General features: G+C 71.9%; 21 protein-coding genes. 7 read left to right on the top strand and 14 right to left on the bottom strand.

The genetic code is table 11. The features are described from left to right. Positions 1-32 precede the first annotated feature (32 nt). On the bottom strand, positions 33-785 hold the full coding sequence (locus tag ACWC97_RS21155; protein ID WP_352273731.1) for an MBL fold metallo-hydrolase: 753 nt from the start codon (positions 783-785) through the stop codon (positions 33-35). A gap of 177 nt (positions 786-962) precedes the next feature. Here ACWC97_RS21155 and ACWC97_RS21150 point away from each other — a divergent pair, with 177 nt between their 5' ends. Next, complete coding sequence (locus ACWC97_RS21150) at positions 963-1,475, top strand: type II toxin-antitoxin system PemK/MazF family toxin (RefSeq protein ID WP_352273730.1); 513 nt, start codon at positions 963-965, stop codon at positions 1,473-1,475. A 75-nt stretch (positions 1,476-1,550) separates the two neighbouring features. Here ACWC97_RS21150 and ACWC97_RS21145 read toward each other — a convergent pair whose 3' ends face one another. The 7 genes from ACWC97_RS21145 to clpS all read right to left on the bottom strand — a co-directional run bounded on the left by ACWC97_RS21145 (position 1,551) and on the right by clpS (position 6,350). Next, positions 1,551-2,501 carry a PLP-dependent cysteine synthase family protein gene (locus ACWC97_RS21145; protein ID WP_385209833.1) on the bottom strand — a complete coding sequence of 317 codons (951 nt, stop codon included), beginning with the start codon at positions 2,499-2,501 and terminating at the stop codon, positions 1,551-1,553. Beyond that, positions 2,501-2,812, bottom strand: coding sequence for a MoaD family protein (locus ACWC97_RS21140; protein ID WP_352273728.1), 312 nt, complete (start codon positions 2,810-2,812; stop codon positions 2,501-2,503). The genes ACWC97_RS21145 and ACWC97_RS21140 overlap by 1 nt, the downstream gene beginning before the upstream one ends. Positions 2,813-2,929: 117 nt before the next feature. Continuing rightward, entirely contained in the window at positions 2,930-3,055 is a 126-nt protein-coding gene (locus ACWC97_RS21135) for a putative leader peptide (RefSeq protein WP_352273727.1), read from the bottom strand. A gap of 133 nt (positions 3,056-3,188) precedes the next feature. Continuing rightward, the gene (locus ACWC97_RS21130) at positions 3,189-3,620 is read right to left on the bottom strand and encodes a M67 family metallopeptidase (protein WP_366296309.1); all 432 of its coding nucleotides are present in this window, start codon (positions 3,618-3,620) and stop codon (positions 3,189-3,191) included. Between the two features lie 80 nt (positions 3,621-3,700). Next, entirely contained in the window at positions 3,701-5,149 is a 1,449-nt protein-coding gene (locus tag ACWC97_RS21125; RefSeq protein ID WP_450650857.1) for an amino acid permease, read from the bottom strand. Between the two features lie 234 nt (positions 5,150-5,383). Next, entirely contained in the window at positions 5,384-5,968 is a 585-nt protein-coding gene (locus ACWC97_RS21120) for a DUF2017 domain-containing protein (RefSeq protein WP_352273724.1), read from the bottom strand. Positions 5,969-6,035: 67 nt separating this feature from the next. Then, positions 6,036-6,350 (bottom strand): ATP-dependent Clp protease adapter ClpS, encoded by a 315-nt coding sequence (gene clpS, locus ACWC97_RS21115; RefSeq protein WP_352273723.1) that lies wholly within the window; start codon positions 6,348-6,350, stop codon positions 6,036-6,038. Positions 6,351-6,428: 78 nt separating this feature from the next. On the opposite strand from clpS, the gene ACWC97_RS21110 reads away from it, so the two are divergent. Both ACWC97_RS21110 and ACWC97_RS21105 read left to right on the top strand, forming a co-directional pair. After that, positions 6,429-7,757 (top strand): nicotinate phosphoribosyltransferase, encoded by a 1,329-nt coding sequence (locus ACWC97_RS21110; protein ID WP_450650854.1) that lies wholly within the window; start codon positions 6,429-6,431, stop codon positions 7,755-7,757. Between the two features lie 159 nt (positions 7,758-7,916). Next, positions 7,917-8,501 carry an isochorismatase family protein gene (locus ACWC97_RS21105; RefSeq protein WP_352273721.1) on the top strand — a complete coding sequence of 195 codons (585 nt, stop codon included), beginning with the start codon at positions 7,917-7,919 and terminating at the stop codon, positions 8,499-8,501. A gap of 43 nt (positions 8,502-8,544) precedes the next feature. Here the strand turns inward: ACWC97_RS21105 and ACWC97_RS21100 are convergent, their stop codons facing one another. Together ACWC97_RS21100 and ACWC97_RS21095 are read right to left on the bottom strand one after the other, a co-directional pair. Continuing rightward, the gene (locus ACWC97_RS21100; protein WP_385209818.1) at positions 8,545-8,886 is read right to left on the bottom strand and encodes a hypothetical protein; all 342 of its coding nucleotides are present in this window, start codon (positions 8,884-8,886) and stop codon (positions 8,545-8,547) included. A 124-nt stretch (positions 8,887-9,010) separates the two neighbouring features. After that, on the bottom strand, positions 9,011-11,407 hold the full coding sequence (locus ACWC97_RS21095) for an immune inhibitor A domain-containing protein (protein WP_352273719.1): 2,397 nt from the start codon (positions 11,405-11,407) through the stop codon (positions 9,011-9,013). Between the two features lie 400 nt (positions 11,408-11,807). Here ACWC97_RS21095 and ACWC97_RS21090 point away from each other — a divergent pair, with 400 nt between their 5' ends. Beyond that, positions 11,808-12,170 carry a hypothetical protein gene (locus tag ACWC97_RS21090; protein WP_450650852.1) on the top strand — a complete coding sequence of 121 codons (363 nt, stop codon included), beginning with the start codon at positions 11,808-11,810 and terminating at the stop codon, positions 12,168-12,170. An 85-nt stretch (positions 12,171-12,255) separates the two neighbouring features. On the opposite strand, the gene ACWC97_RS21085 is transcribed toward ACWC97_RS21090, so the two are convergent. Together ACWC97_RS21085 and ACWC97_RS21080 are read right to left on the bottom strand one after the other, a co-directional pair. Further along, complete coding sequence (locus ACWC97_RS21085; protein WP_352273717.1) at positions 12,256-12,915, bottom strand: RDD family protein; 660 nt, start codon at positions 12,913-12,915, stop codon at positions 12,256-12,258. A 92-nt stretch (positions 12,916-13,007) separates the two neighbouring features. Then, positions 13,008-14,630 carry an RDD family protein gene (locus tag ACWC97_RS21080; RefSeq protein WP_450650851.1) on the bottom strand — a complete coding sequence of 541 codons (1,623 nt, stop codon included), beginning with the start codon at positions 14,628-14,630 and terminating at the stop codon, positions 13,008-13,010. Positions 14,631-14,841: 211 nt separating this feature from the next. On the opposite strand from ACWC97_RS21080, the gene ACWC97_RS21075 reads away from it, so the two are divergent. Next, complete coding sequence (locus ACWC97_RS21075; protein WP_352273715.1) at positions 14,842-15,318, top strand: SsgA family sporulation/cell division regulator; 477 nt, start codon at positions 14,842-14,844, stop codon at positions 15,316-15,318. A gap of 53 nt (positions 15,319-15,371) precedes the next feature. Here ACWC97_RS21075 and ACWC97_RS21070 read toward each other — a convergent pair whose 3' ends face one another. Then, positions 15,372-16,739, bottom strand: a complete 1,368-nt coding sequence (locus tag ACWC97_RS21070; RefSeq protein ID WP_450650849.1) for an FAD-binding oxidoreductase — start codon at positions 16,737-16,739, stop codon at positions 15,372-15,374. A 97-nt stretch (positions 16,740-16,836) separates the two neighbouring features. Here ACWC97_RS21070 and ACWC97_RS21065 point away from each other — a divergent pair, with 97 nt between their 5' ends. Beyond that, on the top strand, positions 16,837-18,354 hold the full coding sequence (locus tag ACWC97_RS21065; protein ID WP_450650847.1) for a tetratricopeptide repeat protein: 1,518 nt from the start codon (positions 16,837-16,839) through the stop codon (positions 18,352-18,354). Positions 18,355-18,481: 127 nt separating this feature from the next. Here the strand turns inward: ACWC97_RS21065 and hppD are convergent, their stop codons facing one another. Further along, positions 18,482-19,627 carry a 4-hydroxyphenylpyruvate dioxygenase gene (hppD, locus tag ACWC97_RS21060; RefSeq protein WP_352273712.1) on the bottom strand — a complete coding sequence of 382 codons (1,146 nt, stop codon included), beginning with the start codon at positions 19,625-19,627 and terminating at the stop codon, positions 18,482-18,484. A 135-nt stretch (positions 19,628-19,762) separates the two neighbouring features. On the opposite strand from hppD, the gene ACWC97_RS21055 reads away from it, so the two are divergent. Continuing rightward, complete coding sequence (locus ACWC97_RS21055) at positions 19,763-20,236, top strand: Lrp/AsnC family transcriptional regulator (protein ID WP_352273711.1); 474 nt, start codon at positions 19,763-19,765, stop codon at positions 20,234-20,236. The last annotated feature ends 9 nt before the right edge of the window (positions 20,237-20,245 follow it).

The following is a 20,245-nucleotide window of genomic DNA, read 5'->3' as shown; positions in this document are numbered from 1 at the left end:
CCGGACGGGGGCTTCGTCGCGCCTTCGTCACCTCAGACCTCGTACACCGCGCCCGCCACCGCCACCTCCGCCGGGCCGTGGAAGACCGCGCGGGCGTCGGCCAGGTTGCGTTCCGCGTCGGTCCACGGGGGGATGTGGGTCAGGACGAGCCGTCCCACCCCGGCGCGGGCGGCGGTCTCCCCCGCCTCGCGGCCGTTGAGGTGGAGGTCCGGGATGTCCTCCTTGCCGTGGACGAACGACGCCTCGCACAGGAACAGGTCGACCCCCTCCGCCAGTTCGTCCAGGGCCTCGCAGACCCCGGTGTCACCGGAGTACGCCAGCGAACGGCCGCCGTGTTCGATCCGGATCGCGAAGGTGTCGACCGGGTGGTGGACCTTCTCCGTACGGACCGAGAAGGGGCCGATGTCGAAGGAGCCCGGCTTCAGCGTGTGGAAGTCGAAGACCTCGCCCATCGCCTGCTCGGACGGGGTGTCGCCGTGGGCGGTGGTCAGCCGCTGCTCGGTGCCCTCGGGTCCGTAGACGGGGAGGGGGGCGGGGCGGCCGCCGTCGTGCCGGTAGTAGCGGACGACGAAGTACGCGCACATGTCGATGCAGTGATCGACGTGGAGATGGCTGAGAAAGACGGCATCGAGGTCGTAGAGACCCACATGGCGCTGCAACTCGCCCAGGGCGCCGTTGCCCATGTCGAGGAGCAGCCGGAAGCCGTCGGCCTCTACGAGGTAGCTCGAACACGCCGATCCCGGGGACGGGAACGAGCCGGAGCAGCCGACGACGGTGAGCTTCATGGAGCGTGAACCTCCGGGGCGTGGGAACGGGGAGGGTTCGTGCGGTCGGTTGAGCGGTTCGTCGAGCGTAAGGCGCGAATCGGCCGGTCGCTCCTTCACGGCCGCCCGTTGTGGGGGAACTCACCTGCGCTGTCACCGGTTCGATGGAAGCGGCGGGGCCACCGGTACGGTCGGGGCATGGACATGCCCTGGTGGTGGATCGCTCTGGCCCTGGTCGTGCTGCTCGCGCTCGTCGCGGCGGTGTCCGACGGACGGGGGCGGGGCGGGCGCGGCCCGCGCGGCCGGACGCGTCCGCCGACGGGTCCCGGGCGCGGTGCGGGGCGCGGTCCGGGCCGGGCTGAGGGTGCGGGTCGCGGTCCCGACCGGGCGGAAGGGGCGGGGCGCGGGCCTCGGGCGGGTGAGATCTGGTGGGCCGAGGTGCCGTACGAGGACGGGCCCGGGGCGAAGGACCGGCCGTGCCTGGTGCTGTCGGTGCGGGGTGGTTCGGCGCGCGTCGCGAAGATCACCAGTAAGCATCACGCGGAGCGGCCGGGGGTGATCGCGCTGCCCGCGGGGGCGGTGGGCGATGCGCGGGGCCGGGCGAGCTACCTGGAGACGGACGAGCTCAGGGACGTGGCCGTGCGCGCGTTCCGGCGGCGGGTGGGTGTGGTGGACGCGGCGGTGTGGAAGCGGGTGCGGAAGCTGGGGTGAGGCGGTCCCCGGCGGGCCGGTCGCCGGGACCGGCCCGCCGGAGGGGCCCTTGGGCCGTCTCCTGAGGAAACGGTTCTACGCCCAGAGCTGGCCGTGCAGGGTTTCGATGGCCGCTTCGGTGGACGGGGCGGTGTAGACGCCCGTCGACAGGTACTTCCAGCCACCGTCGGCGACGACGAAGACGATGTCGGCGCTCTCCCCCGCCTTGACGGCCTTCTTCCCGACGCCGATCGCGGCGTGCAGCGCGGCGCCGGTGGAGACGCCCGCGAAGATGCCCTCCTGCTGGAGGAGTTCGCGGGTGCGGGTGACCGCGTCCGCCGAGCCGACGGAGAAGCGGGTGGTGAGGACGGAGGCGTCGTACAGCTCGGGGACGAAGCCCTCGTCGAGGTTGCGGAGTCCGTAGACCAGGTCGTCGTAGCGCGGCTCGGCGGCGACGATCTTGACGTCCGGCTTGTGTTCGCGCAGGTAGCGGCCGACGCCCATCAGGGTGCCGGTGGTGCCGAGCCCCGCCACGAAGTGGGTGACGGAGGGGAGGTCGGCGAGGATCTCCGGGCCGGTGGTGGCGTAGTGGGCGCCCGCGTTGTCCGGGTTCCCGTACTGGTAGAGCATGACCCAGTCGGGGTGCTCGGCGGCCAGTTCCTTGGCGACGCGCACGGCCGTGTTGGAGCCGCCGGCCGCCGGGGAGGGGATGATCTCGGCGCCCCACATGGTGAGCAGGTCGCGCCGTTCCTGGGAGGTGTTCTCCGGCATGACGCACACGATGCGGTAGCCCTTGAGCTTGGCCGCCATGGCGAGCGAGATGCCGGTGTTGCCGCTGGTGGGCTCCAGGATGGTGCAGCCGGGGGTGAGCCGGCCGTCCTTCTCCGCCTGCTCGACCATGTGGAGCGCCGGGCGGTCCTTGACCGAGCCGGTGGGGTTGCGGTCCTCCAGCTTGGCCCAGATGCGGACGTCGTCCGAGGGCGACAGCCGCGGCAGGCGGACGAGCGGGGTGTTGCCCACCGCGGCGAGCGGACTGTCGTACCGCATCAGCGCATGCCCGCCGGTCGGCCGTCCACCGCGTCGGCGGCTCCACCGGCGACGGCCGGGAGGATCGTGACGCTGTCGCCGTCGCTCAGTTCGGTGGAGATGCCGTCGAGGAAGCGGACGTCCTCGTCGTTGAGGTAGACGTTCACGAAGCGGCGGAGCTCCTCGCCGTCGACGATGCGCTCGCGGATGCCGGTGTGGCGGCTCTCCAGGTCCGTGAGGAGGTCGGCGAGGGTCTTGCCGTTGCCCTCGACGGCCTTGGCACCATCGGTGTAGGTGCGGAGGATGGTCGGGATGCGGACCTCGATGGCCATGACGGGCTCCTGTCGGATGCGGGAGTTGCGGAAGTGGCGTGGGCGCGCGGCTCGACCCCCGCGCGGGGGTTGGTGCGTGATGGTGCGGCCGGTGCCGCGGCCCTGCTCAGGACCCGGTCAGGCCCTGCGTCCGGCGGGCGGGCAGCTTGGACAGATCGCGCTGGCCAGCCTGCACAGGTCGACGTGCAGCCGCGCGACGAGCAGTGTGCCCGGCGTGTTCTCGCTCACGTCATGGGAAACCATGGGCTCATCGTATCGATTCCCGGTCCGCGATCCCGAGTGTGATCTCAGCTGTCGGACGTATGCCGTTCGCCAGGTGGACGGGGCGGTGTGCGCCCCGGCCCCGTCCACCTGTGCGGCACCGGCAAGGCCCTGGTCAGGCGGGTTCGTACGCCTCCACGACCCGGACCTCTTCCTCGGTGATCTCCCCGTCCACGATGCGGTACGAGCGGAACTGGAAGGGGCCCGCGTCGTCGGTGTCCGCCGTGGAGACGAGCACGTAGTGGGCGCCGGGCTCGTTGGCGTAGGTGACGTCGGTGCGGGAGGGGTACGCCTCGGTCGCGGTGTGCGAGTGGTAGATGATCACCGGCTCCTCGTCGCGGTCGTCCAGCTCGCGGTAGAGCTTGAGGAGGTCGGCGGAGTCGAACTCGTAGAAGGTGGGCGAGCGGGCGGCGTTGAGCATCGGGACGAACCGCTCGGGGCGGCCGGTCCCGGCCGGTCCGGCGACCACGCCGCACGCCTCGTCGGGGTGGTCGGCGCGGGCGTGCGCGACGATCTGGTCGTGGAGCGCCTGGGTGATGGTCAGCATGGCGCCAGGATAGGCATGCCGGCCACCATGTACCGGAGTGTGGTACGCGGCCGCCCGCATGGTGGATACGCGGGTGCGGTTCACTCCCGGGCGAAGGCCCGGTTGGCGGGGTCGCGGGCCTTGAGGACCCGGTACGCGACGCCGAGGAGGGCGGCCCAGAGCGGGGCGCAGTACAGCGAGATCCTGGTCTCCGCGTCGAGGGCCATCATCACGACGACCAGGCCGAGGAAGGCCAGCGCGAAGACGCTGGTGTACGGGGCGCCGGGGGCGCGGAAGGGCGAGCGCGGGAGCAGGCCCCGGTCGGCGAGGCGCCGGTAGCGGAGCTGGCAGACCAGGATCATGATCCAGGCCCACATGCCGGAGACGGTGGCGAAGGAGACGACGTAGCCGAAGGCGTCGCCGGGCCAGCGGTAGTTGATCCAGACGCCGACGAGCATCAGGGCGGCGGAGAAGGTGGTGCCGGCGAGCGGGGTGCCGCCGGGGGTGAGCCGGGTGAAGGCCCGCGGCCCCTGCCCGTTGCGCGCCAGGTCGCGGAGCATCCGGCCGGTGGAGTACACCCCGGAGTTGCAGGAGGAGAGCGCGGCGGTGAGGACGACGAAGTTGACGATCCCGGCGCCGATGCCGAGGCCCATGGTGTGGAAGGCGGCGACGAACGGGGAGACGCCGGGGCCGAACGCGGTCCACGGGACCACGGAGAGGATCATGACCAGGGCGCCGACGTAGAAGACGGCGATGCGCCACGGCACGGCGTTGATGGCCCTGGGCAGCACGGTCGCGGGGTCCTTGGACTCGCCCGCGGTGACGCCGACGAGCTCGACGGCGACGAAGGCGAACATCACGATCTGCAGCGTCGCCAGGGTGCCTCCGACGCCGTGCGGGAAGAATCCGCCGTCGGCCCAGAGGTGGCTGACCGAGGCGGTCTCCCCGGCCGCGGAGAAGCCGAGGGTCAGAATGCCGACGCAGATGAGGATCATGCCGATGATGGCGGTGACCTTCACCAGGGAGAACCAGAACTCCATTTCCGCGAAGAGTTTCACGGAGATGAGGTTCGCGCCGTACAGGACGACCGTGAAGACCAGCGCCGACACCCATTGCGGGGCGGCGAACCAGTACGTCATGTACTGCGCGGCGGCGGTGACTTCGGTGATTCCGGTGACGACCCAGAAGAGCCAGTACGTCCAGCCGGTGACGAATCCCGCGAAGGGGCCGACGAATTCCCGGGCGTATTCGGAGAAGGAGCCCGACACCGGGCGGTACATGAGGAGTTCGCCCAGGGCCCGCATGATGAAGAAGACGACCAGCCCGGCGACCGCGTACGCCAGGACGAGGCTGGGTCCGGCCTTGGCGATCGCCTTTCCCGCGCCGAGGAAGAGGCCGGTGCCGATGGCCCCGCCGATGGCGATCATCTGGATCTGCCGGGCGCCGAGGGCGCGCCGGTAGCCCTCCCCCGCCGCCGCGCCGGTCCCCGTTCCCGTGGCATCCTGCGGGCGGCGGCCGTCCTGGCCCTCGTCGAGCTGTGCCGATGTCATGCGCCGCGCCTTTCGCCGTGCTGCCCACCGGGAATGATGTGGCGGTCAGCACAAGGAAAAGCCGATAGACCCACCCAGTCGCCGTAATGGCGGCCATTCAGGTGAGGTGTTCGTTGTCATCTGTTCGCCGTCCCCGGTTTACTCACGGCCCGGAAATCACGGGCCGTGATGGAGGGCGGTACCGGGCTCGCGGTTCGGGGGCCGGCGTCGGCCCCGGAGCCTGCCGGGCGTCCCTCAGGACATCAGCGTCTCCACCAGGGTCTCCTGGAGCGCGCCGAGCCAGAGGAAGGCCATGACCATCGGCTTGCGCGGATCGCTGTCGGGGAGCCGGTAGAGCGAGCCGGCGTCGCCGTCGTCCTCCTCGGTGATCTCCAGCCGGGTGCCGATGGTGAGCCGGAGGTCGTTGAGGGTGCCGAGCCAGCTGCGGGACGCGTCGGCGTCGAGTTCGAGCACGGCCTCGCCGTCCTCGTCCGCCTTGAGGGCGTCCAGGGCGCGGACGACGGCGAGGGCGTCGGTGCGCTTGCGGGCGCGCAGGTCGTTCTCGGTGAACCGGCGGAACTCGGCGGAGGCGGCCCGCAGTTCGGTGTCGTCGGTGCCGTACGCGTCGGGGAAGAGGCGGGCCAGGGCGGGGTCGGCGGGCGGCTCGCTGGGCCCCTCCGCGAAGAGCGCGGCGAGCGGGTCGGCGCCCTCGGCGGGCTCGTCGCCGGGGCCGATCAGCTCCAGCAACTGGACGGCGAGGGACCGCAGGATCGCGATCTCCACCTCGTCGAGCACGACGGACGCGCCGCCGCCGGGGGTGGCCTCGAAATGGCCGGCCATGGATCTTCTCCGATTGATGGGTCGGTCGGGGCGGGGACGGACGGGGACGGGGGGCGCGGGGCTCCGGTCAGTTGCGGTCCTGGCTGAGGGTGGCCCACAGCCCGTAGCCGTGCATGGCCTGCACGTCGCGCTCCATCTCCTCGCGGCTGCCGCTGGAGACGACCGCGCGGCCCTTCTGGTGGACGTCCATCATCAGCTTGCGCGCCTTGTCCTTCGAGTAGCCGAAGTACGTCTGGAAGACATAGGTCACATAGCTCATGAGGTTGACCGGGTCGTTGTGGACCAGCGTCACCCAGGGCACGTCGGGCTCGGGGACGACGAGGTTCTCCTCGGCCGATTCGGGACGCTCGATCTCTACGGGGGCGACACTCACCCACCCCATGCTGCCACCCGGGAGGGCGCATCGCACAAACGACCCGACATCTCGTCACTCTGACGAAATAGGGGTAGCATCCGGAACATGAACTCTGCGGACCTTGGTCGACGGGTCGGCGTGCCCTCGACCGCGCTCTTCACCGACCAGTACGAGCTCACGATGGTGCAGGCGGCGCTGAAGGCCGGCACGGCCGAGAGGCGCTCGGTCTTCGAGGCCTTCACCCGCCGGCTCCCCGAGGGGCGGCGCTACGGCGTCGTCGCGGGCATCGGGCGCGTACTGGACGCGGTGGAGAACTTCCACTTCGACGACGAGATGCTCACCTTCCTCCGCGAACGCTCGATCGTCGACGGGCCCACGCTCGACTGGCTGGCCGACCACCGCTTCAGCGGCGACATCTGGGGCTACCCCGAGGGCGAGGTGTACTTCCCCGGCTCGCCGGTCCTGCGGGTCGAGGGCTCCTTCGCCGAGTGCGTGCTGCTGGAGACGGTGATCCTCTCGATCCTCAACCACGACTCGGCGATCGCCGCCGCGGCCTCGCGGATGTCCGCCGCGGCCGGCGGGCGCGGGCTGATCGAGATGGGCGCGCGCCGCACCCACGAACTCTCCGCGGTGGCCTCGGCGCGCGCCGCGTACGTCGGCGGCTTCGACACCACCTCCGACCTGGCGGCCGGGTTCCGCTACAACATCCCCACCGTCGGGACCAGCGCCCACGCCTTCACCCTGCTCCACGACACCGAGCGCGACGCCTTCCGGGCCCAGGTCGACTCGCTCGGCCGGGGAACGACGCTGCTGGTCGACACGTACGACGTCGCCGAGGCGGTCCGGGCCGCGGTCGAGATCGCCGGACCGGAGCTGGGCGCGGTACGGATCGACTCCGGCGACCTGCTGCTGGTCGCGCACCGGGTCCGCCAGCAGCTCGACGAGCTGGGCGCCACCGAGACCAAGATCGTGGTCACCTCCGACCTGGACGAGTACGCCATCGCCTCACTGGCCGCCGCCCCGGTCGACGCGTACGGGGTGGGCACGCAGCTGGTGACCGGCAGCGGGCAGCCCACCTGCTCGATGGTCTACAAGCTCGTCGCCCGCGCCGACAGCGCCGACCCCGCCGCGCCGCTGCGCCCGGTGGCGAAGAAGTCGCTCGGCTCGAAGTCGTCGATGGGCGGCCGCAAGTGGGCCGCGCGCCGGCTGGACGGGAACGGGGTCGCCGAGGCGGAGGTGGTCGGCACCGGCCCCGTGCCCGTGGAGCTGGCCGACCGGCAGTTGCTGGTCGAGCTGGTCCGGGGCGGCGAGGTGGTCGCCCGGGAGCCGCTGGACGCGGCGCGCGAGCGGCACATCACGGCCCGGTCCGGGCTGCCGATGTCGGCGGTGCAGCTGTCGCGGGGCGAGCCGGTGATCCCCACCGAGTACGTCTGAGCGCCGCCCCGCGTCCGCCCGCTCGCCGTACGCCCCGGCCGGGCGTCGAAAGCGGCACGACTTCGGCCCCGCCCCCTCCCGGGTCGGGGCCGGAGTGCCTAGGCTCGAAAACGAATCTCCCACCACCGCCACCGCCCCCACCCGCTAAGGACACCCGTCATGCACCGCGCCTTGATCGTCGTCGACGTTCAGAACGACTTCTGTGAGGGCGGCAGCCTCGCCGTGGCGGGCGGCGCCGATGTCGCCGCCGCCATCACCGACCTGATCGGTGACGCCCAGGCCGGGTACCGCCATGTGATCGCGACCCGGGACCACCACATCGACCCCGGCGACCACTTCTCGGACCGGCCCGACTTCGAGGACTCCTGGCCCGCGCACTGCGTCGCCGGGACGGAGGGGGTGGGCTTCCACCCGAACTTCGCCCCGGCGGTCGCCTCCGGAGCGATCGACGCGGTGTTCGACAAGGGCGCCTACGCGGCGGCGTACAGCGGCTTCGAAGGGATCGACGAGAACGGCGCGGGCCCGGCCGACTGGCTGCACGCCCACCACGTCACCGAGGTCGACGTCGTGGGCATCGCCACCGACCACTGCGTTCGGGCGACGGCGCTGGACGCGGTCCGGGCGGGCTTCACCACGCACGTCCTGCTCGACCTGACCGCGGGCGTCGCCGAGGAGACCACGGAACGGGCCCTGGAGGAGCTCCGCCGGGCGGGCGTGAGGCTCACCGGCAAGCCGGTGGTCTGAGCCCTCTCCTTCGGCCCCTGGGCCGTTCCGCGGGGCACGCGCCTCAGGCGGTTCCGCCGGCCGGGACGGCCCGGGCCGGGCGGAGCAGGGCGCGGATCGGGTGCCAGAGCTCCTGGGCCCGCTCCGGGCGCGCCCGCCACAGCAGCCCGTCGGGGTGGTGCAGCACGGCGGTGATCTCGTCGGGGGTGGGCGGCTCGGCGTTGCCCCGGAGGTAGACCGAACTGAGGCCCGCGTTGCGCAGCCGGGTCAGGGCGCGGGGCCGGTTGGCCGCGTGCACCAGGACCCGGACCGGGGTCCCCGGCGCCGCCCCGCCCTTCGGGCTGGGCAGCGTGATCGCCACCACCACGCTGCCGTTCGGCAATGTGCAGAATCCGCCGCCTGCCATGCTCCGTGCTCCCCCGTGAGACATCGCGTCAATAAGTATCTGAACAAGACGCACCTAAACACGATCGGCCGCCGCCCGCTAGAGGGCGACGGCCGATCATGCTTTGACCTGCGGTTATGCGAGATTACTTCTTGGACGGACCGACCTGGACGGTGATCGTCTTGCCGCTGGCGGGCTGGTTGACGATCGAGATCCGGGTGTTCGTGTCAGGTACCTGAACACTGCCGGTCGGGTTCTCCGCGTACCAGTACGTGCCCTTGTGGTCGTCGAAGGCCGAAACGCCGGCCTGCGACTTGATCCGGACCGGGACGTCCGCGTTGTGCAGCGTGAACGCGTCGGTCGCGAACCGGCTGAACGGGGCGTCGAACGGCTGGATCTTGTTGCGGATGATCGTGCCGTCGGCCCACTTCAGGGGCTTGGCGTGGGCGTCGACCGGAAGGATCAGGCCCTGACCCGGGTGGACCGAGACGTTGTTGTCCTTCTGCGACTTGTCCCACAGCCAGACCATCAGGCCGGTCTGGTACGGGTAGTGCTCGACCCAGTCGGGGCGGGTCTTGGAGAAGCCGAAGTTGTACGGGCCGACCTCGAGGGTCTTGTCGTAGCTGACGTACTGGCGGTTCTCCGCGATGTAGTACTGCGGGTAGTCCTTGGTGAAGGACTCGCCGACGCGGGAGAAGCCCTTGGCGGCCCAGCCGTTGTCGTCGCCCTCGGCGTTGTCCGAGAAGAGCACGGCGCCGTCGGCGGTGACCGCGATGGTGTCGGCCGCGAAGCCGGCGCCGCCCGCGCCACCGTCGGTGGAGTAGCGGAAGCGGATGTCGATCTTCTTGCCCGCGTAGGCGTCCAGCGAGTACGAGAGCTTCTGGTACTTGCCGGAGACGTCGGTCAGGGCCGGCTTGTCGCTGGCGTCGCGCGGGATCGCCTTGCCGTCGGCCGTGCCGTCGATCGCGGTCCAGCTGGCGCCGCCGTTGTCCGACACCTCGGTGTAGAGGAAGTCGTAGTCCTTCTCGATGTCCCACCAGCCGGCGAGGTCGAGGGTGGCCTTGGACTTGCCGGTCAGGTCGACCGAGCGGCTCAGGGTGTTGTTCAGGTTGTCACCCATGTCGCTCCACCACTGCTTGGAGCCCTCCGCCGGCTTGGTGACGGCGGTGGTGACGGCCTTCTCGGGCAGCGTGACGACGAGCGCCTGCTTGTTCTTGGTGTTGTACTCGGAGACGCCCAGCTTGTGGGTGGACTTCGTCGCGGCCTTGGCCTCGGCGTAGTCGAGCCAGCCCAGCTGGAGCTTGTCCCAGGCGGTCATGTCGCCGGGCAGGTCACCGATCTCGTTCTTGCCGGTGCCGAGCCAGGAACCCGCCGACATCAGCGACCAGAAACCGACCGAGTTCTCGGCGGTGTTGGTGGTGTCGTAGAGGTCCGGCAGACCGAGGTCGTGGGCGTACTCGTGGGCGAAGACGCCCAGGCCGCCGTTCTCGGGCTGCGCGGTGTAGTCGCCGACCCACATGCCGGTGTCACCGATCTGGGTGCCGCCGGCCTTGTTGTAGGACGGGCCGGTCGCACCGGCGTCGGTGCCGTAGGCGTACCAGCGGTGGGCCCAGACGGCGTTGGTGCCCTCGGCGCCGCCGCCCGCGGACTCGTCCTCGCCGGCGTGGACGATCTGGAAGTGATCGATGTAGCCGTCGGGCTCGTTGAAGTCGCCGTCGTTGTCGTAGTCGTACCGGTCCCACTGGTCGTACTGGGCGAGATCGGTCTTGATCTGCTCCTGCGTACGGCCCTTGGCCTTCTGGTCGGCGACCCAGGCGTTCACGCCGTCGCGGACCATGTCCCAGACGCTGGCGCAGTTGGTCGAACCGCAGTAGTTCGAGCCGTAGCGCGCCTCGTTGTAGGGAACCTTGACCCAGTCGGAGACCTCGCCGTCGACCGAGTAGCGCCCGGAGGACGTCTTCTCGTAGTACGTCTTCAGGGAGTTCTTGCCCGCGCCCTCGCCGAAGTACAGGTCCTGGAAGTGGGCCTGGTTGTAGTCGGCCTGCCAGGCGGTGCTGTTGTCCTTCTTCGGGTCCGGCTTGGCGATCGTGTTGTGGAGCGGACCGGGGGTGCCGCCGTACTTCACGACGGGCGGCTTCGGGCCCTCGCCGTCCGGGTCGTACATGGTGCTGTTGTCGACCTTGTCGCCGAACTCGACGAGGACCGTGAAGATCTTGTCGGTCTTCTCGCGGCCGAGCTCGACGTACTTCTTGTCGTCGAGCTTGACGACCTTGGAGCCGCCGCGCTTCGCGACCTTCTTGTCGCCGGATATGACCTTCTCCAGGGCCGCCTGACGCTGTGCGTCCTGCTGCTTGGTGAACGGGCCCTTGAGGTCGTGCTCGTTGCCCTTGGCCGAACCCGGGTCGCGGCGCTCGACCGTGGTGCCCTTGGCACCCGGCGCCTGGTCGTCCGCCTGGGCCGTGAAGGCCGAGGCCGTGGCGACGGTCGCGGCCATGGTCACGACAACCGCGGCAGCGCGAAGCGCACGTCTGTTTGTGGTCACTTGATGTAGTCCTCCCCGGCACTCGCCGCTGCGGCCAGGGTGAGGTGTGGGGCCGCGCGCGCGAATACGCGTCACAAGTGACGACATTCGACCGGAGTTAAGCGAGAAAAGACAGACCTTGACTTGTGCAGGCCAAGTGCACTATGCAGGAGCGCCCTTCCGCTATCCGGACGCCGGTCGCACGGGTGGCCAGCGCGTCAGGGGCCGGAATCGGGGCCGGACATGACTCCGTGCGCCCCCCGTGCACCGGAACCAGGGGGTGGGCCGGGCTTATCCAATGCCGCCCCCGGGCATCCACCGTCGTAGGGGATGCCCGGCCGATCGGGCGTCCTCCCGCGCCGCTTGGCCGGGTGACCGTGTCGGGCGACCGGCCTTCGTCGCCCCGAGGACGGATTCCGCCATGCCTCGTCCCACCCCCGCACAGTTCGCCTACGGTTCGCTCACCGTGGTCCTCTCGACCGTCGCGATGCTGCTGCTCTCCCGTACGGATTCGACCGCAGGCATCGCCGTCGCCGGTACGGCCGGGTTACTGCTCGGCCTGCTGGTGGCCATGACCGTGCCCCGGCCGGTCCCCTCGACGGCCGCGCGGCGCGCCGGGGCGCGGCGGCGCGCGGTGCCCGTGCAGCCCGACCCGGTCTCCGAGGCCGTCGCGGCCGAGGGGCTCGCGCGCGACGGGGAGCGGGGCCCGGCCGCCGAGCCCGCGCCGGGGCCCACCGCCCCCTCCGCGAAGCCCGTGGACCGGTCGTCGTCCCTGCGGCGCTGAGCCGGGCGCCCGGTCGCGGGCCACGGGGCCACGGGGGTGTACGGCCACGGGCCCGGACCCGGCGTCACGACCGGTTCCTGGGGACTCAGTTGGTCTGGACGACCACCGTCTTCGCCGCCTTGTCCTGAAGGCCCTGCCGGTACGGCTTGTCGGTGAACATGAGCACGATGTTGATCAGCCACCACAGGCACGGGCAGCACAGCAGCGCCGGCAGCCACAGCACCACGGCGCGCAGGAACGACGTGCCGCTGTCCGGGACCCGGCCGTCGTTGAGCATGGCGACCCGCATCTTCAGCATCCGCTTGCCGAGGGTGCGGCCGTCCTTGTGCGTGAAGTACGTGTCGTACGCGACGTAGGCGACCAGGCCGATCAGCGACCAGATCAGCTGGTGCCCGCTGTAGGTCTGGCTGAAGACGTCGCCGACCCCGCTGCCGTTGCCGTTGTCGTTGGTCACCTCGACCGCGCCGCCCCACGGCAGGGAGATCAGGTAGAGCGGGATCGAGATGATCAGGAAGTCGATCAGCCGGGCCAGGATGCGCCTGCCCGGCTCCGCCAGCGGGGGCATCCCGGCGAGCGGGTCCGCACCGCCGTACGGGCCGCCGCCGTAGGGACCGGGGTCGTACGGCGGCGGCGGGGGCGGACCGCTGCCGTACGGCGATCCCGATGACGGCGGCTGCTCGTGCGGCTTCTTGAGGAACGGGTCGTCCTCGGGCGGCTGACCGGACGCCGGCTGATCGTTGCTCATGGGGGCAGTGCACCCCGGTCCGGGGGTGCCCGCAACGGCTCAGGTGCGTTCGAGGGACCGGCCCGCCCGGGTCGCCCCTTCCCCGGCGCGGATCAGCCGGCGACGAAGGTGTGCGCCGCCTTGTCGTGCCAGCACTGGCGCCACGGCCGGTCGACGAGGCACCAGGCCATGTCGACCACCCCGATCACGAGCAGCCCCAGCACGCCGTGGACCAGCCAGCGGCGCAGCGCGGCGCCGAAGGACGGGGTGTCGTGGGACTCGATGTCCCGCACGTCGAGCCCGCAGAGCTTCTTGCCGAGCGTACGGCCCCACTTGGCCACGGGCAGCGCCTCCAGCAGGACGCCGAGCACCAGGAACGCGGCGAGCACACCACCGAACAGGACGGCCGTGGTGGAGTCCACCAGCCAGACGGTGACCGTCTCGCCGGACCGCCGCGCCGCCTCGAGCTTCCCGTCGATGTGGTCCAGCGCCCGGGTGACGAGCGGGAAGCCGACCGCGCCGACGAGCGCCATCAGGACGACGGAGTCGATCAGCCGGGCGGCGAGCCGCTTGCCGAGCCCGGCGGGCCGGGCCGCCGCCTGGGCCCGCGCGAGCTGCTGGAAGGGGTCGTCGACCGGCGGCTTCCACGGGACGACCGGCTGGTCGGGCCCGGCCGCCTGCGCACCGAACTGCGGCGGGACGGACTGCGGGGGCTGCTGGAACGGGTGGGCTTGCTGGGGCTGAGGGGGCTGCGGGACTTGCTGGGCCGGGAGCTGGGAGTGCTGCTGCTGGGCCGGGAGTTGCGGGCGGGCCTGCTGGGCGGGCGGGCCCGCGTACGGGGCGGGGGGACCGGCCTGCTGCGCCCAGGGGGCGGGGGCCTGGCCCTGGGGCGGTACCTGGCCCTGCGCCGGGGGCCGGTGCGGCGCGGGTGCCTGGTTCGGTACCGGGGCCTGGTTCGGTACGGGGGCGGCGGGGGGCTGCGGGGCCGCGCCCGGGCTGACGGCGCGGATCGACATCGTCCCGTCCGAGGAGGCCGGTTCGGCGTCCCGGCGGCCGGGCCGGGTCATCCGGATCGCCACCGTGTGCTCGGGCGCCTGGCCCGCGGCCGGGCCGGGGGCCGGTTCCGGAGCCGGCTCGGGGGCGGGGGCCGGGGCCGGTACGACGGGCGGGGTGGGCCCGGCCGCCGCGGCGGGGGCGGCCTCGGGGGCGGGCGTGGGCGCCGGTGCGGTGGGCCGCCGGGGGTCGACCGGAGCCGCGGGGCCGTCAGGGGCGCCCGGGGCCACGGGGGTTGCGGGGGACGCGGATGCGCCCGGGGCCGGGGAGTCCGCCGTACCGCCCCAGGAGACCCGGCGGTCGCGGTCGGCGCCGAAGCCGGTCTGCCGGGAGGCGTCGGCCTGCCAGGCGGTGGCCGGTTCCGGGCGGTCGTTCCCGGACGGCCCCTCGTCCAGGAAGACCGGACCGGTCTCCTCCACCGGCGCCGGATCCGGCTCGGCCGTCCGCGCGGCGGGCCCGCCGACGGGCCCGGCGGCGGCCTCCGGTGCGGTGGGCCCGGGTTCGGGATCAGGCGTCGCGGGTGGTGTCTCAGGCATCGGTTCGCCCTGCTGGGGCGCGCGACGGCTCGTGCCGGGCACCCACGAGGCACCGTTCCAGTACCGGACATATCCAGGGATGGAGGGATCGGGGTAGTACCCCTCGTGGGGGCGTTCTTCACCGGGTGCCGGGGTTGGGGCGCTCATCACCGTGGTCCCGTATCTCTTCGAGGCCTGATTGCAAGGGGTCCACATCTACCAGACACCCGCGTACCGCCGGGCCACTCCGGGGCTTTGGCCGCTCTCCCGCCGCCCGGAAATTTTTTCCGGAAGTCGCGTAATGGATCGCGGGAAGGGCGCTCTCTCCCTGTGCGGGCCGGTCAGGAGACCGGTCCACAGGCACCGGAAGGACGTACTCATGAACACCGTCGTGGAACGCGAGCTGGAACTCAAGCTGGTCCTGTCGCCCGAGCGGAGCATCCCCGTACCCGCCCGGCTGATGTACCGCGCGGCGGACCCGTACGCCGTGCACATCACCTTCCACATCGGCTCCGACTGCCCGGTCCACTGGACGTTCGCCCGCGATCTGCTGGTCGAGGGGGTCTTCCGGCCCTGCGGCCACGGGGACGTGCGGATCTGGCCGACCAAGGTCGACCGGCGCAACGTCATCTTCGTCGCGCTGACCTCGCCCGACGGCGACGCCCTGCTGGAGATGCCGTCGGCCCAGGTGGCCGCCTGGGTGGAGCGGACGCTGCGGGTGGTCCCGCCCGGTACGGAGGCGGAACTGCTCGGGCTGGACGAGGCCCTCGCCGAGCTCCTCGCCCCGCTGCCGGCCGACGACCTGTGGATGCGCGACCCGTGGGCCTCGGACGAGCCGCAGGACGGCGAGGCGTGAGGGGCCGGCGGCGGGGGGCGGGCGGTGCGCGGGGTCCCGCCCCCGCGGGCCCGTCAGAACACCTTGCCCGGGTTGAGCAGGCCCAGGGGGTCGAACGCCTGCTTGATGCCCCGGTGCAGTTCGACGCCCACCTCGCCGACTTCGCGCGCCAGCCACTCCTTCTTCAGGACGCCGACGCCGTGCTCGCCGGTGATCGTGCCGCCGAGTTCCAGGCCGAGCGCCATGATCTCGTCGAAGGACTCGCGGGCCCGCCGGGACTCGTCGGCGTCGGTGTGGTCGAAGCAGACGACGGGATGGGTGTTGCCGTCGCCCGCGTGGGCGCAGACGCCGATGGTGAGGCCGTACTTCCCGGCGATGGCGGCGGTCCCCTCCAGCATGGCGCCGAGCCGCGAGCGGGGTACGCAGACGTCGTCGATCATCGTGGCCGAGCTGACGGTCTCCAGCGCGGTGAGCGACATCCTTCGCGCCTGGAGCAGCAGTTCGGACTCGGCGGTGTCCTCCGCCGGGACCACCTCGGTGGCGCCCGCCGCGGCGCAGAGTTCGGCGACGGCGGCCAGGTCGGCCGTGGGGTCGGGGGTGTCGAAGGCGGCGAGCAGCAGCGCCTCGGTGGTGTCGGGGAGGCCCATGCCGGCCATCCGGTTGACGGCCTGGATCGTCGTGCGATCCATCAGTTCGAGGAGTGACGGGGTGTGACCGCGCTCCATGATCCGGCAGACCGCGTCGCAGGCGGTGGCCGAGCTCGGGAACTCCGCGGCCAGGACCAGCTGGCGCGGCGGCCTGGGCTTCAGCGCGAGCAAGGCCCGGACGACGATGCCGAGGCTTCCCTCGGAGCCGACGAAGAGCCGGGTGAGGTCGTACCCGGCGACGCCCTTGGCCGTGCGGCGGCCGGTGGTGAGCAGGCGCCCGTCGGCGAGCACGACCTCCAGGCCGAGCACGTACTCGGCGGTGACCCCGTACTTCACGCAGCACAGGCCGCCGGACGCGGTGCCGATGTTGCCGCCGATGGTGCACATCTCCCAGCTGGAGGGGTCCGGCGGGTAGTACAGGCCGTGTTCGTCGACCGCCCGGGAGAGCACCGCGTTGACGACTCCGGGTTCGACGACGGCGATCCGATCGACCGGGTCGATCTCCAGGATGCGGTCCATCTTCACCAGGGACAGCACGATGCAGCCGTCGGTGGCGTTGGCCGCGCCCGACAGGCCGGTCCGGGCCCCCTGCGGGACGACCGGGACGCGCAGGGCGGTGGCGGTGCGCATGACGTGCTGGACCTGTTCGACCGTGCGCGGGAGCACGACGACCGCCGGGGCGCCCGCCTCGCAGAAGCTCGCCATGTCGTGGGCGTAGGAGGCGGTGACGTCGGGGTCGGCGATCAGGGCTTCGGCAGGCAGCCCGGCGCGCAGTGCTTCGAGAAGTCCGTTCATGATCCAAGCGTGGCACCCGGGCCCATTGGTGTGAACCCGTCTGCCGTGCCCTTCGCACACCGTGGTGTGCTCGTATGACTGACGCAGAGTGATCGGCATGGATGTCATGCCGCAGCAGCCTCCGCGCCCCTCCGACCCCGACCGTCCGCCTCTCGACGCCTCCGCGTTCTCCGGTGCGACCGCGCTCTCCGCGCTCACCGGTCCGCCGTCGTCCGAGCCGCCGCCGCTCACGCTGCGTACGGCGCTGCGCAGGACGGCGCTGGGTGTGGTGGCGGGGGCGGTGCTGCTGACGGGGGCGGTGGTGGCCGTGCCGGACGGGGGCGGGCCCGCCACCTCCGCCTCGCCCGTTCCGGGCGGGCCGGTCTCGCGGGCGATGGCGGCGGCCGCGGCGGGGGCGCCGGCCTCGCTCTCCGATCTGACGGCGCTGATCGGGGACCGGCGGCGGTGGGTGGAGGCGCACCCCGCCGACGCCGGGTCCTGGGCGGTGCTCGGTACGGCGTACGTGGAGTGGGGGCGGCGTTCCGCGGACTCCTCGTACTACGGGCGGGCCGAGCGGGCGCTGGAGCGCTCGCTGGAGGTCCAGCCGGGCGAGCGGGGCAACACCGCGGCCTGGGCGGGGCTCGCGGCGCTCGCCGACGCCCGCAACGACTTCGCCGAGGCCCGGAAGTGGGGCGAGGCGGTGCGGACCCGGGAGCCGGAGCGGTGGACGGTGTACCCGGCGCTGATCGAGGCGTACGACGGTCTCGGGGACCGGCGGGCGGCGGACGCGGCGGTGGCGAGGTTCGCGGCGCTGCGCGCGGGGACGCCCGCGCTGGTCCGGGCCGCCCGGACGGCCCGGGACCGGGGCCGGACCGCGGAGGCGCTGGACGGTGCGCTGGCCGCGGCGGGCCGGGCGGCCACGCCCGCGCAGGAGGCGGAGTGCCTGTCGCTCCTGGGGGAGCTGGCCCGGGACCGGGGCGAGCCGCAGGAGGCGCTGGCCCGGTACGACGCGGCGCTGCGGGCGCAGCGGGACCACGGTCCGGCGCTCGCGGGCCGGGCCGGGGCGCTGGCGGCGCTCGGCCGCACCGAGGAGGCGCTGCGCGCCTATCGGGCGGTGCTGGCCCGGCAGCCCCGCCCCGCGTACCTGCTGGAGCTGGGTGAGTTCTACGAGTCGTTGGGGCGGCACCGGGAGGCCGACGAGGAGTACGCGCGGCTGCGCGACGCGCTCGACCGGGACGAGGAGCGCGGCGTGGACAACGCGCTGCTGAGGGGGCGGTTCGAGGCCGACCACGGTGATCCGGACGCGGCGGTCGGGCTGCTGGAGGCGGAGTGGGCGCGCGGGCACCGCAGTGCCGCGGTGGCGGACGCGCTGGGGTGGGCCCGCTACCGCGCGGGCGACCCCTCGGGGGCGCTGGAGTACGCGGGACGGGCGGTCGACGCGGGCGGGGGGAACGCCTCGTACGCGTACCACCTGGGGATGGTCCAACGGGAGTTGGGGCAGTACGGTCCGGCGCGCCGCAGTCTGGAACGGGCGCTGAGCGCCGGTCCGGGGTTCTCGCCGCTGGGGGGACCGGTCGCCCGTAAGGCGCTGGACGACCTGGCCGCCCCGCCGGCGGACGGCCCGCAGGACGCGTAGGCCGCCCCGACCGCCGGGCGCCTTCGCGGGGAGGCTGGGGGCCCGGCGGGGCGGGGCCGTTCGCGGATGTGACACTCGGCACGGGAGTGTCACATCCGGACGGCAGGGGTACCCCCGCCGCGAGGCGTCAGAGGTTGCCGCGCTTCTCCTGCTCGCGCTCGATCGCCTCGAACAGGGCCTTGAAGTTGCCCTTGCCGAAGCCCATCGAACCGTGGCGCTCGATCATCTCGAAGAAGACGGTCGGACGGTCCTGGACCGGCTTGGTGAAGATCTGGAGCAGGTAGCCGTCCTCGTCGCGGTCGACGAGGATCTTCAGCTCGCGCAGGATCTCCACCGGCACCCGGGTCTCGCCCGCCCACTCGCCGAGGGTGTCGTAGTACGAGTCGGGGGTGTCCAGGAACTGCACGCCCGCCGCCCGCATCGCCCGTACCGAGGCGACGATGTCGTTCGTGGCGAGCGCGATGTGCTGGACACCGGCGCCGCCGTAGAACTCCAGGTACTCGTCGATCTGGGACTTCTTCTTGGCGATCGCCGGCTCGTTGATCGGGAACTTCACCTTGAGGGTGCCGTCGGCGACGACCTTCGACATGAGCGCGGAGTACTCGGTGGCGATGTCGTCGCCCACGAACTCCTTCATGTTGGTGAAGCCCATGACCTTGTTGTAGAACTCGACCCACTCGTTCATCCGGCCGAGTTCCACGTTGCCGACACAGTGGTCGATGGCCTGGAAGAAGCGCTTGGCGGGCGGCTCGACCATCGGGTCGGCGGCGTCGAACCCGGGCAGGTACGGGCCGCTGTAGCCGGAGCGCTCGACCAGGGTGTGGCGGGTCTTGCCGTACGTGGCGATCGCGGCGAGCACGACGGTGCCGTGCTCGTCCTTGACCTCGTACGGCTCGTCGATGCCGCGGGCGCCGTGCTCGACGGCGTAGGCGTAGGCCGCGCGGGCGTCCGGGACCTCGATGGCCAGGTCGACGACGCCGTCGCCGTGCTCGGCGACATGGTCGGCGAGGAAGCGGCCGCGGTCGGTGACCGCCTTGATGACGGAGGTGAAGACAAAGCGCGCCGAACCGTTGGTCAGCACGTAACTCGCCGTCTCGCGGCTGCCGTTCTCCGGTCCGGAGTAGGCGACCAGCTTCATTCCGAAGGCCGTCGAGTAGTAGTGCGCGGCCTGCTTGGCGTTGCCGACGGCGAAGACGACCGCGTCCATTCCCTTGACCGGGAAGGGGTCGGCCTGCCGGGCGGATTCGGGGGTGGTGTGCAGAGTCTCAGTCATGTCCGAAGGCTCTCCTCGCTTCGCAAGGTGCGCAATAGTTTGCGTTTTCACTGGTCAATCTGTACAGCGAATGAGCATGATGGCCGGACTATCTGTACATGATGACCATCACGTCGACGTTCCGGGAGATGACTCATGGCGATCGATCGGCTGGACGGCCGGCTCATCGTGCTGCTGGCCCACGAACCCCGGATCGGTGTGCTGGAAGCATCGCGCAGACTCGGGGTCGCCCGGGGGACGGTGCAGGCCCGGCTCGACCGGCTTCAGTCGAACGGAGTCATCCGGGGCTTCGGTCCGACCGTCGATCCGGCGGCGCTCGGATACCCGGTCACCGCCTTCGCCACGCTGGAGATCAAGCAGGGTCAAGGAGCCGACGTACGGGCCCACTTGGCGGGCGTTCCGGAGGTGCTGGAGCTGCACACCACGACCGGGCACGGCGACATGTTCTGCCGCCTCGTGGCGCGTTCCAACGCCGATCTTCAACGGGTGATCGACCGGGTTGTCGGTTTTGATGGCATCGTCCGGGCCTCCACGGCGATCGTCATGGAGAACCCGGTGCCGCTGCGGATCATCCCGCTCGTCGAGCAGGCCGCGGAGGACCACGACTGAGCCGAGGAG

It is taken from the genome of Streptomyces sp. NPDC001108, assembly GCF_053598535.1.
The sequence above is the reverse complement of the archived record's forward strand: the minus strand, read 5'-3'. Positions and strand labels throughout refer to the sequence as shown.